The organism is Micromonospora sp. ATA51 (genome assembly GCF_016802855.1).
GTDB classification, from domain to species: Bacteria; Actinomycetota; Actinomycetes; order Mycobacteriales; family Micromonosporaceae; genus Micromonospora; species Micromonospora sicca.
In genome coordinates this window covers 1-13673 of sequence record NZ_JAEVHJ010000176.1, presented here as the reverse complement: position 1 = coordinate 13673, position 13673 = coordinate 1, and the positions used below count along the sequence as shown (strand labels likewise).

At 73.3% G+C, this 13673-nt stretch carries 17 protein-coding genes; 6 read left to right on the top strand and 11 right to left on the bottom strand.

The window, feature by feature from the left end:
- The 5 genes from JNW87_RS23915 to JNW87_RS23895 form a co-directional block, all read right to left on the bottom strand.
- A partial coding sequence (locus tag JNW87_RS23915) for a sulfite exporter TauE/SafE family protein (protein WP_238454423.1) occupies positions 1-952 on the bottom strand: 952 nt, incomplete at its 3' end.
- Positions 953-1075: 123 nt separating this feature from the next.
- Positions 1076-1546 (bottom strand): Rrf2 family transcriptional regulator, encoded by a 471-nt coding sequence (locus JNW87_RS23910; protein ID WP_109801931.1) that lies wholly within the window; start codon positions 1544-1546, stop codon positions 1076-1078.
- Positions 1547-1624: 78 nt separating this feature from the next.
- A complete protein-coding gene (locus JNW87_RS23905; RefSeq protein WP_109801930.1) occupies positions 1625-2506 on the bottom strand; it encodes an acyl-CoA thioesterase II in 882 nt (293 codons plus the stop codon).
- Positions 2503-3951 (bottom strand): pyruvate kinase, encoded by a 1449-nt coding sequence (gene pyk / locus JNW87_RS23900; protein WP_109801929.1) that lies wholly within the window; start codon positions 3949-3951, stop codon positions 2503-2505. The genes JNW87_RS23905 and pyk overlap by 4 nt, the downstream gene beginning before the upstream one ends.
- Positions 3952-4298: 347 nt before the next feature.
- A complete protein-coding gene (locus tag JNW87_RS23895) occupies positions 4299-4664 on the bottom strand; it encodes a YciI family protein (protein WP_109801928.1) in 366 nt (121 codons plus the stop codon).
- Positions 4665-4935: 271 nt separating this feature from the next.
- On the opposite strand from JNW87_RS23895, the gene JNW87_RS23890 reads away from it, so the two are divergent.
- The gene (locus tag JNW87_RS23890) at positions 4936-5808 is read left to right on the top strand and encodes an aldo/keto reductase (RefSeq protein WP_109801927.1); all 873 of its coding nucleotides are present in this window, start codon (positions 4936-4938) and stop codon (positions 5806-5808) included.
- Between the two features lie 57 nt (positions 5809-5865).
- On the opposite strand, the gene JNW87_RS23885 is transcribed toward JNW87_RS23890, so the two are convergent.
- Positions 5866-6690, bottom strand: a complete 825-nt coding sequence (locus JNW87_RS23885; RefSeq protein WP_109801926.1) for an alpha/beta fold hydrolase — start codon at positions 6688-6690, stop codon at positions 5866-5868.
- A gap of 292 nt (positions 6691-6982) precedes the next feature.
- On the opposite strand from JNW87_RS23885, the gene JNW87_RS23880 reads away from it, so the two are divergent.
- The gene (locus JNW87_RS23880; RefSeq protein WP_109801925.1) at positions 6983-7993 is read left to right on the top strand and encodes an SEC-C metal-binding domain-containing protein; all 1011 of its coding nucleotides are present in this window, start codon (positions 6983-6985) and stop codon (positions 7991-7993) included.
- Positions 7994-8028: 35 nt separating this feature from the next.
- Here JNW87_RS23880 and JNW87_RS23875 read toward each other — a convergent pair whose 3' ends face one another.
- Entirely contained in the window at positions 8029-8220 is a 192-nt protein-coding gene (locus tag JNW87_RS23875; RefSeq protein ID WP_109801924.1) for a DUF397 domain-containing protein, read from the bottom strand.
- Positions 8211-8978: a helix-turn-helix transcriptional regulator gene (locus JNW87_RS23870; protein ID WP_109801923.1), complete on the bottom strand. Its 768-nt coding sequence runs from the start codon at positions 8976-8978 to the stop codon at positions 8211-8213. Before JNW87_RS23870 ends, JNW87_RS23875 begins: the two co-directional genes overlap by 10 nt.
- A gap of 199 nt (positions 8979-9177) precedes the next feature.
- Between JNW87_RS23870 and JNW87_RS23865 the strand changes: the two genes are divergently transcribed.
- Positions 9178-9369, top strand: coding sequence for a hypothetical protein (locus tag JNW87_RS23865; protein ID WP_109801922.1), 192 nt, complete (start codon positions 9178-9180; stop codon positions 9367-9369).
- Complete coding sequence (locus tag JNW87_RS23860) at positions 9366-9614, top strand: flavin reductase (RefSeq protein ID WP_236647857.1); 249 nt, start codon at positions 9366-9368, stop codon at positions 9612-9614. Before JNW87_RS23865 ends, JNW87_RS23860 begins: the two co-directional genes overlap by 4 nt.
- 6 nt (positions 9615-9620) lie before the next feature.
- Here JNW87_RS23860 and JNW87_RS23855 read toward each other — a convergent pair whose 3' ends face one another.
- Positions 9621-9884 carry a DUF6244 family protein gene (locus JNW87_RS23855; RefSeq protein WP_109801921.1) on the bottom strand — a complete coding sequence of 88 codons (264 nt, stop codon included), beginning with the start codon at positions 9882-9884 and terminating at the stop codon, positions 9621-9623.
- A gap of 117 nt (positions 9885-10001) precedes the next feature.
- A complete protein-coding gene (locus JNW87_RS39720) occupies positions 10002-10982 on the bottom strand; it encodes a LysR family substrate-binding domain-containing protein (RefSeq protein WP_255544261.1) in 981 nt (326 codons plus the stop codon).
- Between JNW87_RS39720 and tnpB the strand changes: the two genes are divergently transcribed.
- Together tnpB and JNW87_RS23840 are read left to right on the top strand one after the other, a co-directional pair.
- Positions 10893-12290: an IS607 family element RNA-guided endonuclease TnpB gene (tnpB, locus tag JNW87_RS23845; RefSeq protein ID WP_236647852.1), complete on the top strand. Its 1398-nt coding sequence runs from the start codon at positions 10893-10895 to the stop codon at positions 12288-12290. The genes JNW87_RS39720 and tnpB overlap by 90 nt on opposite strands.
- A 19-nt stretch (positions 12291-12309) precedes the next feature.
- A complete protein-coding gene (locus JNW87_RS23840; protein WP_201749658.1) occupies positions 12310-13323 on the top strand; it encodes an FAD-dependent oxidoreductase in 1014 nt (337 codons plus the stop codon).
- On the opposite strand, the gene JNW87_RS23835 is transcribed toward JNW87_RS23840, so the two are convergent.
- Positions 13284-13673: hypothetical protein (locus tag JNW87_RS23835; protein WP_238454422.1), on the bottom strand; the 390-nt coding region annotated here is incomplete at its 5' end. The two genes, JNW87_RS23840 and JNW87_RS23835, sit on opposite strands and share 40 nt — an antisense overlap.

Below are 13673 nucleotides of genomic sequence, written 5' to 3'. Positions count from 1 at the left end.
CGTGGGCGGCGACCGCCGTCGCCGAGACCGCTTCGGCGGCGACCGTCGCCGGCGCGGCGTCGGCGGCGAGCGCGGCCTGGGCGATGGCCCGGGCCAGGCGGGTACGCCGCAACGCGCGCACCGCCAGGACCAGCGCGACGAGCCAGCCGGCGGCGAGCAGCACGTACAGCAGGGACGGGACCGGACCGCCCAGTTCACCGGCGCGGATCAGCGTGCGGGCGTTGGTCAGCACGATCACCCCGCCGATGGTGGCGCCGAGCAGCTGGGCCGGGACGATCCGCACCAGCCAGGCGGCGATCGGCGCGGCGACCAGGCCGCCGACCAGGAGCGCGGCCACGGTGGGCAGCAGGAAACCCTCGACGCCCAGGCCGATCAGGAAGCCGGCGCTGGCCGCGCCCGCCACCACGAACTCGGCGGTGTCCACGGAGCCGATCACCTTGCGCGGCTCCATCCGGCCGGAGACCAGCAGCGCCGGGGTGGCCACCGGCCCCCAGCCCCCGCCGCCGGTGGCGTCGACGAAGCCGGCCACCAGGCCGAGCGGACCGAGGAACCGCCCGCGCAGCGGGCCGGCGGCCCGGTTCGCCCGAAGCGGTCGGGAGAAGCGCACCAGCAGGTACGCGCCGAGGGTGAACAGGATCGCGGCCATCCAGGGCGCGGCGGCCTCGGTGGAGATGGCGCTCAGGAAGGTGGCGCCGGCGAACGCCCCGATCGCTCCCGGCACCGCGATCCGGCCGACCACCCGCCAGTCGACGTTGCCGAACCGCCAGTGCGCCACTCCCGCCGCGAGCGTGGTGCCGATCTCGGCCAGGTGCACCGACGCGGAGGCGGCGGCCGGCGCCACCCCGGCGAAGAGCAGCAGGGTGGACGAGGTCAACCCGTACGCCATGCCCAGCGCGCCGTCGACCAGCTGCGCCGCGAGCCCGACCAGAGCGAGGATCAGCAGCTTGCGCACGAGCGCCCCCTGACTTTTCGGTATCTCCTATCGACTTGGTCGACAATGCGGCACGGAGGCGCTCCGGTCAAGTCCCCTATCCGGTTGGTGGGAATTGCCGAACGGCCCCGGCGGAGGCGCGGGTCAGGTCCAGGCGCGCGGATCGGCGGCGAGTTCGTTGACCCGGCCTGGCAGCGAGCCGCTGGCCACGTCGGCGATGGTGACCAGGTCGAGGATCTCCCGCTCGCTGGCCCGCAAGGCGATCCAGACGTCCTGCAGGGCACGCGCGGCGCCCTGGTAGCCGAGTTCCTCCGGCCGGTGACCCCGGACGTGCGCCAGCGGGCCGTCGATCACCCGGATCACCTCCGCGAGCGAGATCTCCGAGGCCGGCCGGGCCAGCCAGTAGCCGCCCTCCGGACCGCGCTGGGCGTGCACGATCCCGCCCCGGCGCAGCTGGAGCAGGATGCTCTCCAGGAACTTCGGCGGGATCTCCTGGGCGCGGGCGATCTGCTCGGCGGTGACCGGTCGGCTGCGTCCGGCCGCCGTGCCGTCGGCGACCGAGGCCAGCTCGGCCGCCGCGCGGAGGGCATAGTCGACCCGGGCGGAGAGACGCATGCGGCAAGGTTAGTCCGCTGATCAGCCGCCCGGGCCGGCGACCCTCGGCCGATCGGTCACGGCACAGTCGCCGGCCGGTCAGGCGCCGACGCGGCGGAGCAGCCCCTCCTGGACCGCGCTGGCGATGTGCCGGCCGTCGGTGGTGAACATCCGGCCGGTGGCCAGCCCGCGCGCGCCGGAGGCGGACGGGCTCCAGCAGTCGTACAGGAACCACTCGTCGGCCCGGAACGACCGGTGGAACCACAGCGCGTGGTCGAGGCTCGCCCCCACCACACCGCCGGGGCCCCAGACCTCACCGTGCACCGACAGCACCGAGTCGAGCAGGGTCAGGTCCGAGGCGTACGCCAGGGCGCAGGCGTGCAGCAGCGGATCGTCGGGCAGCTTGCCGTCGATGCGCATCCACACCCGCTGGTACGGGTCGGCGGGCCGGTCACCGGGGCGTACCCAGCCGGGCTCGCCGACATACCGGACATCGATCGGGCGCGGGATCTGCCCCCAGATCCCGAGCCGCTCGGGGTACCGGGAGAGCCGGTCGGCCATGGTGGGCACGTCGTCCGGCCCGGGCACGTCCGGCGGGGTGGGGGCCTGGTGGTCGAGGCCCTCCTCCTGTCGCTGGAACGACGCCGACATGAAGAAGATCGGCTTGTCGTGCTGGAGGGCCACCGAGCGACGTACCGAGAAGGAGCGACCGTCGCGGACGTTCTCCACCTGGTACTCGATCGGCTCGACCGGGTCCCCGGGGCGGACGAAGTAGCCGTGCAGCGAGTGCACGAAGCGTTCCGGGTCGACGGTGCGACCGGCGGCGACCAGCGCCTGGCCGGCGACCTGGCCGCCGTACACCCGCTGCGGGCCGACCGGCGGGCTCATCCCGCGGAAGGCCATCTCGCCGGTGTGCTCGAGGTCGAGGACCTCCAGCAACTGGTCGACCGCGGCCTGCCCGGCAGCCGGACGCTCGGTCACTGCAGGGCCCGCGCGGAAGCGGCGTCGACCAGCGAGCCGAGCTGGTGCACCCGCAGGGTGTTGGTGGAGCCCGGGGTGCCGGGCGGGCTGCCGGCGACGATCACCACGTAGTCGCCGGGGTTGGCCCGGTTGAGGCCGAGCAGCGCCTGGTCGACCTGACGGAACATGTCGTCGGTGTGCTCGACGAACGGCATCAGGAAGGTCTCCACGCCCCAGCAGAGCGCGAGCTGGTTGCGCACCTCGGGGACCGGGGTGAAGGCCAGCAGCGGCAGGTCGCAGTGCAGCCGGCTCAGCCGCTTGACGGTGTCGCCGGTCTGCGAGAAGGCGACCAGCGCCTTGGCGCCGATGGCGCGGGCGATCGAGGAGGCGGCGACGGTCAGCGCGCCACCGTGGGTACGCGGGTCGTGCTGGAGCCGGGGCACCCCGATCGACCCGGCCTCGGTGGTGGTAACGATCTTCGCCATGGTGCTGACGGTCAGCACCGGGTACTTGCCGACGCTGGTCTCGCCGGAGAGCATCACCGCGTCCGCGCCGTCAAGCACCGCGTTGGCCACGTCGGAGGCCTCCGCGCGGGTCGGCCGGGAGTTCTCGATCATGGAGTCGAGCATCTGGGTGGCCACGATGACCGGCTTGGCGTTCTCCCGGCAGAGCTGGACGGCGCGCTTCTGCACCAGCGGCACCTGGTCCAGCGGCATCTCGACGCCGAGGTCGCCGCGGGCGACCATCACACCGTCGAAGGCGAGCACGATCGCCTCCAGGTGGTCCACCGCCTCGGGCTTCTCGACCTTGGCCAGCACCGGGCGGTACACGCCCTCCTCGGCCATGATGCCGTGCACCAGCTTGATGTCCTCGGCCGAGCGGACGAAGGAGAGCGCGATCAGGTCGACGCCCAGGCCGAGGGCGAAGCGGAGGTCCTCGGCGTCCTTCTCCGACATCGCCGGCACGCTGACCGCCACGTTGGGCAGCGAGACGCCCTTGTTGTTGGACACCGGGCCGCCCTCGGTGACCAGGCAGCGGATGTCGTTACCGGTGACGTCGCTGACCTCGACGGCGACCCGGCCGTCGTCGATCAGCAGCCGGTCGCCCGGCTTCACCTCCTGCGGCAGCTTGCGGTAGGTGCAGGAGACGCGGTCCTTGGTGCCGAGGATGTCGTCCCCGGTGATCACGACGGAGTCGCCGGTGCGCCACTCGTGCGGGCCGTCGGCGAACCGGCCCAGCCGGATCTTGGGGCCTTGCAGGTCGGCGAGGATCGCCACCGGGTGGCCGGCCGCCTCGGCCGCCTCGCGGACCAGGCGGTAGACCGACTCGTGGTCGGAGTGGCTGCCGTGGCTGAAGTTGAGCCTCGCCACGTTCATACCCGCCTCGACCAGGCCCCGGATGCGCTCGGGGGACGAGGTGGCGGGGCCGAGGGTGCAGACGATCTTCGCGCGGCGTGTCACGCCCATCAGGCTAGTCTCTCCTTCGGATCGACCTGCCGGCCGATCCCTTGCGGGCTGCGGAACTTTGTCCAACGGCGCGATCCCCGCGCAGCGGGCGGACGGAACCGCACCGGAACATCGTATGTCGGCGGGCACCGGCGACCGCGCGGCCGAAATCGTACCGCTCGCCCTTGTGCCCCGACTGAGGTCCTCCTGGAGTCCACCCGGCGGCGGGTCCACGGCGGCCGCGGGCGGCACCGCGCCGCCCCCCGGCGTCCGCACGCATCGGCGAGGGAACCTGGCGACGCGACCTGGACGCGCTGGTCGACTGCGCCGCGGTGGCGGTCCGGCAGAGGCCGGAGCTGAGGCCGGCCTCAGGTCTGCGTCTTGGCCAGCGGGAACTCGAGCGAGCCGGCCGGGCAGAGGAAGGTCAGCACGTCCACCCGGTAGAGGCCGGCCTGCACGGCGGGGTCGGCCTCCATCACGCTGCGGACGTCGTCCACCGAGCCGGTCCGGGCCAGGCCGAAGCCGATCGGCGGGTCCGGCTCGCGGGCCGGCCCGTCCACCGAGCCGTCGACCAGGAGGATGCCCCGCCGTTGCAGCGCCCGCATGTGCTGGACGTGCTCGGCCTGCAACCGTTGCACCGTCTCGTCCGGCAGGGCCCGACCGGACGGCCCCGGGTACAGCACGATGCACTCGAACGTGTCGAGCGCGAAGTCGACCTGCGGCGTTCCCGACATGGCGCCCCCTCCCGACGTACGTCCGACCCGGGCACAGCGTCGCACGTGCCGGACCGCCGTAGCGGGCGCTCGCCGCAACTGCCCCGCGCCGGCCCGGTAGCCGACCTGCTGGGCCCTTCGTCCCCGCAGGGGTCGCGACGCGGCAGGATCGGAAACGACCACCCCGGCTGGGCGTGTCTCCGCCCACAACCCGGGCCCGGATGTTGCGCCCGCCGTATTGCGGGAACAACACCGGACGCTGACGACGACGGAACAGGAATGGGAGCGGCTCATGGCGATCGACCCCGGCAAGCAGCCCGCGAAGGCCTCCGGCACGTACCGGATCGGTGGTGACCTCCAGGTCGACCGGCTGGGCTACGGGGCGATGCAGCTCACCGGGCCCGGGGTCTGGGGTGATCCGAAGGACCCGGCCGAGGCGGTCCGGGTGCTGCGCCGGGCGTACGAGCTGGGCGTGACGTTCATCGACACCGCCGATTCGTACGGCCCCTTCGTCAGCGAGCTGCTGATCAAGGAGGCGCTGCACCCGTACCCCGACGACCTGGTCGTCGCCACCAAGGCCGGGCTGTCCCGCTCCGGCCCCGGCGACTGGCGGCCGCTGGGCCGCCCGGAGTACCTGCGCCAGCAGTGCGAGCTGAGCCTGCGCCACCTGGGCCTGGACAGCATCGGGCTCTACCAGCTGCACCGGATCGACGCCAAGGTGCCGCTGGAGGACCAGCTCGGCGAGCTGGCGCTGCTCAAGCAGGAGGGCAAGATCCGGCACATCGGCCTGTCCGAGGTGACCGTGGAGCAGATCGAGGCGGCCCGGAAGATCACCCCGATCGTCTCCGTGCAGAACCTCTACAACCTCGCCGACCGCAGCGCGGAGGACGTGCTCGACCACTGCGAGCGCAACGACCTGGCGTTCATCCCGTGGTTCCCGATCGCCACCGGCAACCTGGCCAAGCCGGGCGGTCCGCTGGACGAGATCTCCACCGAGCACGGCGCGACGCCCGCGCAGCTCGCGCTCGCCTGGCTGTTGCGCCGGTCGCCGGTCATGCTCCCCATCCCGGGTACGTCCTCCGTGGCGCACCTGGAGGAGAACATCGCCGCGGCCGAGGTGCGGCTCACCGACGACGAGTTCGAGGCGCTCGCCAAGGCCGCCTGACTCTTCGTACCCGCGCGACGCCGGCCGCCACCTCGGCGGCCGGCCGTCTCCGGCGCGCTACAGGGCGAAGCAGTTGGGGCGGATCGCGGCGTCGGTGAGCGCCTGGCGGACCACCGAGTAGGTGGTGCCGTCGAGGATCAGGCTGAGGTGGCCGACCAGCCGCAGCGGGCACCACGACTGGATCAGCACGTTGGTCGCCCCGTCGGCGAGGCCGGCGTTGTCGATCGGCCAGACCAGCTCGTCCTGCCAGGTCCGGACGGTGGTCCAGCGCACCGATCCCGGCGTGTCGTCGCCGCCGTTGAGGGCGGTGAGCAGGTCCGAGCCGATCGACATCTGCTGGCAGGCGACGATGCCGGCGCAGCTGCCGAGCCCGACGAACTTCAGGATGTTGGCGGCGTAGGTGCCCTGCTGCGGGCTGCCGAGGCTGAGGTAGTGGTCGACTTTGTCGACGCCGCCGAGGAACTTGACGTACCAGCGGGAGACCAGGCCGCCCTCGGAGTGGGTGACTAGGTCCACCTTGGCCGCCCCGGTGGCGGCGCGGACCTGGTCGACGTACGCGGCGAGGGCGCGGGCGGATTCGCGGATGTCGCCGAAGCCGAGCCCGGGGAGCTGGTAGATGGAGACCCGGAAGCCGTCGGCGCGCAGCCGGGCGGCGATCGGCTCGTACGCGATGGAGACGCCGATCAGTCCCCCGACGACGATGACGGGGTTGGCGCCGGCGGCGGCGATCGCCTCGGTGCCGGCCGCGGTGCCGGCGGTTGCGGCGCTGGTGGTGGTTGCGGCGCTGGTGGTGGCGCGATGGGGGCCGGCCTGGGCGGCGGTGGCCGGGACCAGCAGGGCGGTGACGACGGTGGTGGCGGCGAGGATCGTTCGGAGCAGCATGGCTGCACCTCCGGTGGGAGGCACCCGGGGAGCCGGGACGGTGAGTGGGGGGATCCGATCGATCGTGGGAACGATGATGCGGGTCACAATTCGTGCTCGTCAATGAAAAGTTACGGACGGGTAACGTGAACTCCCGATGGGAGCGCGATCAGGCATTTCGGGCGCATGAATCGGTTGCGCGGCGGCGTCACGCACCGCTCCGACCGCCGGATCTCCTTCGTGTCAACGGTTCTGCCACCGGTCGGCGGCGTTACGCTGTGCCGATTCGTCCGGGCAGATCACGGGAAGTGCGATGACCCCCTCCAGCGAGTTACTGAGCAGCCACGACCTCGACGAGATCGCTCACCTCGCGTACTCCGCGCCCGACCCGGAGGCGCTGGTCACGCGCCTGGTCGACGCGGTCGACGGCGGCCACATCCTGAACAAGCGCGACTTCGGGTACGCGCTGACCCTCGCCGCGGAGATCGTCGAACGGGAGGAGGACGACCCGGAACGGGCGCTGGCCCTGGCCGAACGCGCCATCGACGTCTACCGCACCCACGGCGAGCCCGACGGCTACTCCAGAGCGATGCGCGCCCGGCTGCTGCACCGGTTGGGCCGTGTCGACGACGCCATGGCAGGGCTGGAGGAGCTGCGCCCGCTGCTGACCGTCGACCCGGCCGCAATCTACGTGACCGAGGTGCTGGAGGAAGTCGGGTACGACGACCTCGCCGAGCGTTGGCTGACCGACGCGGTCCGCGAGCTCCTGGACCGGAGCACGGACCGGCCGTACGCGGCGGAGGAGTCGCAGCAGCAGACCGCCGCCATGGTGTACGGACTCGTTCAGCAGCGGCACCGGCTGCGCGGGGAGATGGAGCTGCCCCACGACGACCTCGACAACCTGGCCGACCGGCTGCGGGCCGCCAGCTCACGAGCCCTCGACCAGCTCGACGACGGTCCGCATGGGATCGTCTTCTGGCCCCGGCCGGAGTTCAACGCGCTGCTGCTGCGCTGGCCGGCGCTGGCGGAGACGTACGGGACCGGCTGGGACGACCACCGGGCCCGGGCCGAGCGCGACCTGGTCGCGCTGGCCGAGGAGGGCGTGACCGATCTGGGGCTCGTCGCCGGCTCCGCGGACGGCCTGGCCACCTTCGCCCGGGACGCCGACCTCGACCCGACGGACCTGACGACGGTGGACGAGTATGCCGACTCCCTGCTCGCGGAGGCCGACCCGATACCGTGGCCGCCGGGCCGCAACGAGCCGTGCTGGTGCGGGTCAGGCAGCAAGTACAAGAAGTGCTGCCTGCCCCGGTCGCGGAGCTGACGCCTACTCGGCCGTTCCTCCCGCGTACGGGAGAGTCAGCCCCGCTCAGCGACCCGGACGACGAACGTTCGCCAGGCTGCGGGAGTGAAGGTCAGGGCCGGGCCGGCCGGGTCCTTCGAGTCACGGACCGCGACCACCCCAGGCAGGTTGTCGGCCACCTCGACACAGGCACCGCCGTTGCCGCTGCTGCGACTGCTCTTGCGCCACCGCGCCCCACTCAGCTCCATGTCTCCGCCACTTCCGTGATTAGGTCGACTGACTGCCAGTGGGAAAGCGCCTCGCCGCGCACGTTTTCCCACGCTGCCATCATGGCCGCGATGTCCTCGGGGTCGCTAACCACTTGTCCCTGCAACTGGTTGTCCAGGTAGCCGGCGGCCCGGTGGTCCGGGCAGGTCGCGACCACGAAGGGGCCGTTCAGGCCGGCGTACGCGCCGACCGAGGACGGCACGACGTGCACCCGGACGTGCGGCTCGGCGGAGGCCGCGACCAGGGCGCGCAGTTGCTCGTGCATGGTCGCCCCGCCCCCGACGGGTCGGCGCAGGATCGCCTCGTCGATCACGGCGGTGAACTGCGGCGGGTCGTCGCGTCTGAGGACGCCCTGACGGGCGAGCCGGGCCGCCAAGTGCCGCTCGACGTCGCCCCGAGGGATCAGACCCGCGCCGCTGAGCACGGCACGGGCGTAGGCCTCGGTCTGAAGGAGACCTGGCAGTACAAGGGACTCGAACCAGCGCAGCGACACCGCCTCACGCTCGATCTCCTGCCAGGGACGGAACCAGACCGGCTCACGACGTCTCGACGTGTCCGGCCAGATGTCCACCACGTCCCGCCCGAGCACCGCGGCCGCCGAGACGCGATGCCGGGCGTGCGGGATGCGGCCCTCGCTGAGCCACCGGCCGACCGTCTTCGGGTCGACCCCCACCCGCTCCGCAAGGGCCTCCGTCGTGTACCCGGTCTCGTTGAGCGCCACCCGCAACGCGTCGTTCACGGCCCCTCCGTCGGACGTCCCGAATATCCGGCGACCATATCGCTACGCGGTGTACCTGTCCGACGACTCGCCGGAGTGTTGTCCCCATAGGACGGCGCGACCGGTGGAGGCGAGGAGCCCGGCGGTCAGCGTCAGCGCCGGGGCCGCCTCGCCAACGACGTCGGGGCGGCCCCTGCCACCGGCCGAAGGAGGCAATCCCGTGCGTTTCCTGTTCTGGCGTCACCAGCCGGCGCCGACGATCCCCTGGCAGCGGACACCGAACGAGCGGCCGACCTGGGCCACGGCACCCACGGAGGTCTTCCCGACCACCGGCCTCGGCCGCGTCGGGAACCTCACTCCGGCGCAGCGCTGGCGGGCCGGCGGGTGGCGGCGCAACGGCGGCCCTCGGTGAGCCGGCCGTCCCGGCCGCACCTGCCGATGCGTCCACTGTGGCGCTGCCGGGTCTGTGGCGCCGAGTGGCCCTGCCAACCGGCGCGGCTGGCCCTGCTGGTCGAGTACCGCGCCGACCGGACCGCGCTGCTGGTCTACCTGAGCACCCTGATGGCCGAGGCCGGCGCGCAGCTCTCCCAGCTCAACGGGCACGCCGTACCGGAGAACCTGACCGAGCGCTTCCTCACCTGGGCCCGGGCCCGGTGACCCGGGTCAGCTGCCCAGCGCCTGGACCTTCGCGATGGTCTCCTGGACGTGCTGCTTCGCCGGCTCGCCGCCCTGCGCGGCCTGCGCGAGGGCCTGCCGGTACGCGTCGATCGCGCCGACCAGCGGACCGGCCGCCACCCCTTCGAGGGCGCCCGCGACCAGCGCCCGCGCCTCGGCGGCGTCCTGCGCCGCGGCGGCCGTCTTGGCCTTCGCCTCGTCCAGCTTCTGGGCCGCCGCCGCCAGCCTCGCCATGATCTGCGCCGCGCTCACGCGCCCTCCCCTGGACTGGTCCTCGTCTACCCGCATGACGCGGTCGACCGCCCCGGCCACATCACGCCGAGGGGCCGGGGACAGATCCTGACACGACAACGGCCCGGCCGGCACCCGTCAGCCGGCGGCGAGCAGGGCGGCGAGGCGGCGTACGGCGGGGTTGGTGGCGCCCCGGCGCCAGGCGAGTCCGATGTCGACGGTCGGCGTCGGTGCGGTGAACCGGCGCAACCGTACCCCGGGCAGGGTCAACGCCCGGGCCCGGCCGGCCGGCACGGCCGCGACCACCTCCCCCTCGGCCACCGCGCGCAGCAACTGCTCGTCGTCGGGCTCCTGGCGGACCAGGTGGAAGCTCCCGTCCGGCCAGATCTGGGCGATCGTGCGGTCGAACATGCCCGGGCCGTTCTCCCGCGGCCACATCACCGCGGGGAGGCCGGCCACCTCGGCCCGGTCGAGCCGGCGGCGGCCGGTGGCCAGCGGATGCCGCGTGGGCACGGCCAGCAGCAGCTCCTCCGTGTCGACGATCCGGCAGGTCAGGCCCGGCTCGGGCACCGGCGGGCGGACGAAGGCCGCGTCGAGGCGGCCGGCGAGCAGGCCCGCCACGTTCGGCGCCGTCCAGCCGGTCTCGGCGACCACCTCCACCTCCGGGTTCTCCGCCCGGAAGCGGGCGATCAGCGCGTCCACCCGGCCGCCGCGCGCTGAGCGGGTGTACGCCAACCGGAGCCGGCCGCCCCGGCCGCGGACCAGGTCACGGATCCGGGTGGTGGACGCGTCTTGGACCGCACCGTCCCGCCGGGGAGGCGACCCGGGTCTAGCCGCCCGCCGGGCGCGGTCGACGGGGGTGTCAACTGTTGCCGAGGCATTGGTATGCGTTGGTGAGCTTGGAGGAGTGGCTTGCGGTGTGGGTGGTGCGTTGTGACGGGGGATCCGGTGGTCGGCGGCTCGGTGCCATGGGGGTGTGGCGTTGGTGGTTGCGGGTGAGTGTCGTATCGGGTGGTTAGGGTGCTGGGCGTGGCGGACCGGGAGCGGTTGGGTGTGGTGCAGGCATACCGGTTCGCGTTGGACCTGACGCCCCGGCAGGAGCGGGTGGTGTTGGCTCATGCGGGGGCGGCGCGGGTGGCGCACAACTGGGCGCTGGCCCGGGTGAAGGCGGTGATGGCCCAGCGGGCCGCCGAACGCACTTATGGCATCGACGAGGTGGACCTGACCCCGACGCAGGGCTGGTCGCTGCCCGCGCTGCGTAGAGCGTGGAATCAGGCGAAGTCCGATGTGGCGCCTTGGTGGGCGGAGTGCTCCAAGGAGGCGTTCAACACGGGCCTGGACGCGCTGGCCAGGGGGTTGAAGAACTGGTCCGACTCCCGCACCGGCAAGCGGGCCGGACGCCGGGTCGGGTTTCCGCGTTTCAAGTCACGCCGCCGGTCGACCCCGTCGGTGCGGTTCACCACCGGGGCCATCCGCGTCGAACCCGACCGCAAGCATGTGGTGTTGCCCCGGCTGGGCCGGTTGAAGCTGCACGAGTCGGCTCGTAAGCTGGCCCGCCGGCTTGAGGCGGGCACCGCCCGGATCTTGTCGGCGACGCTGCGCCGCGACGGTGGGCGCTGGTACGTGGCGTTCACCTGCGCGGTGCAGCGCGCCCAGGGTGTACCGGCCGGTCCGGATGCGACAGTCGGTGTGGACCTGGGTGTGTCGCATCTGGCGGTGTTGTCCACCGGTGAGGTGGAGCCCAACCCGCGCCATTTGGACGCTGCCGCCCGGCGGATGCGGCGTCTGGCTCGGCGCGTGTCTCGCCGGGTCGGCCCGGACCGGCGCACCGGCCGGCGTGGGTCGAAGCGGTGGGAGCGGGCCCATGCCCGGCTCGGCCGGGCGCATGCCCGGGTCGCTGATCTGCGTCGTGACGGTCTGCACAAGCTGACCACCCGGCTCGCCCGCGAGTACGGCACGCTGGTGGTGGAAGACCTCAACGTGGCCGGGATGCTCGCCAACCGGCGGCTGGCCCGAAGCGTCGCCGATGCCGGGTTCGCCGAGCTACGCCGGCAACTGGCGTACAAGACGGGGTGGAATGGCGGGCGGCTGGTGGTGGCCGACCGGTGGTATCCGTCCTCGAAGACCTGCTCGGGCTGCGGCGTAGTGAAAACCAAACTCGCCCTGTCCGAGCGCACCTACACCTGCACCACCTGTGGTCTCGTCCTGGACCGGGACGTCAACGCCGCACGGAACCTGGCCGCCCTGGCGGTCACCGTCGCCGGGAGTGGCTCGGAGACGCGAAACGGACGTGGAGCCGACCGTAAGACCCCGCTCGCGGGGCCGGTGGCCGTGAAACGTCAACCCGGCACCGCCACGGCGGGTAATACCGGGACCGTCCCACCGCAAGGTAGGACATCCAATCATGTGCACACCCACGCATCATGAGAGGAAACGGAGGCTGACCATGACGGGTAGGGCGGACGTGGTGGTGGTCGGCGGCGGGATCATCGGGTTGACCGCGGCGGTGCGGCTGCGGGAACGGGGCGCGCGGGTGACCCTGCTGGCCGCCGACGAACCGGCGGACACGGTCTCGGCGGTGGCCGCCGCGGTCTGGTATCCCAGCCACACCGAGGCGGACCCGCGGGTGCTGCGCTGGGCCCGGGAGACCCGCGCCGAGCTGGGCCGGCAGGCCGCGGCGGGCGTACCGGGGGTGGTGGCCCGGCCGACCCGGATGCTGCTGCGCCGGCCGTGGGCGGGCCCGCCCTGGTGGGCGGCGGCGACCGGGGACCTGGTCGCCACGCCGGGCGCCGGGCCGTACTCGACGGAGTTGCGGTTCACCGCGCCGACCGTGGAGATGCCGCCGTACCTCCGCTGGCTGCGGGAGCGGTTCGCCGGCGCCGGCGGGCGGCTGCTGCGCGGCCGGCTCGACCGGCTCACCGACGGCTTCGCCCTGGCGCCGACGGTGGTCAACGCCACCGGGCTGGCCGCCGGTCGGCTCGCCGACGACCCGGCCGTGCACCCGGTCCGCGGTCAGCTCGTGCTGGTGGCGAACCCGGGGCTGACCACCTCCGTCCGCGACGAGGACAATCCGGCGGGCATCACCTACGTGCACCCGCGCCGGCACGACGTGGTGCTGGGTGGCACGTTCGAGCCGGGCGAGTGGGACACCCGGCCCGACCCGGCCACCTCGGCGGCGATCCGGCGCCGGTGCATGGCCCTGGTGCCGGAACTGGCCACCGCGCCGGTGCTCGGCGAACGGGTCGGGCTGCGACCGGCCCGGCACGGCGGCCCGCGGGTGGCGGTGGCGCCGGGCAGCCCGCCCGGGCGTCGGCTGGTGCACGCCTACGGCCACGGGGGCGCGGGGGTCACCCTCTCGTGGGGCTGCGCGGCCGAGGTGGCCCGGCTGGCATTGGACGACGCGGACGAACTCCGGCCCGCTCAGCGCAGCACGCGGAACGCCAGCAGGTACGCGCAGTAGACCAGCGGCACCAGCAGGACGCAGATGACGAAGCCGAGCGGGACGAACCGCGACGCCGGGGCGTCACCGTCGATCACTGATCGCCCCCACCGGCCGAGCACCAGGTAGCCGGCGACGAACGACGCCACCGGCAGGCCGGCGCACATCGAGGCGTACAGGGTGCCGAGCCCGACCATCGCCAAGCCGGAGGCGACGACCATGGCCAGCATCAGCACCGCCCCGGCCAGCGCGCAGCAGGTGTAGACGGCGGCCGCCCGGGCCGGCGGGGACCAGGTCGGCAGCAGCGCCGGCCGCCGGGCGAGCGCGTCGGCCCACTGCCCGTGCCGGTCCGCCTCGTCGGCGAGCTGCCG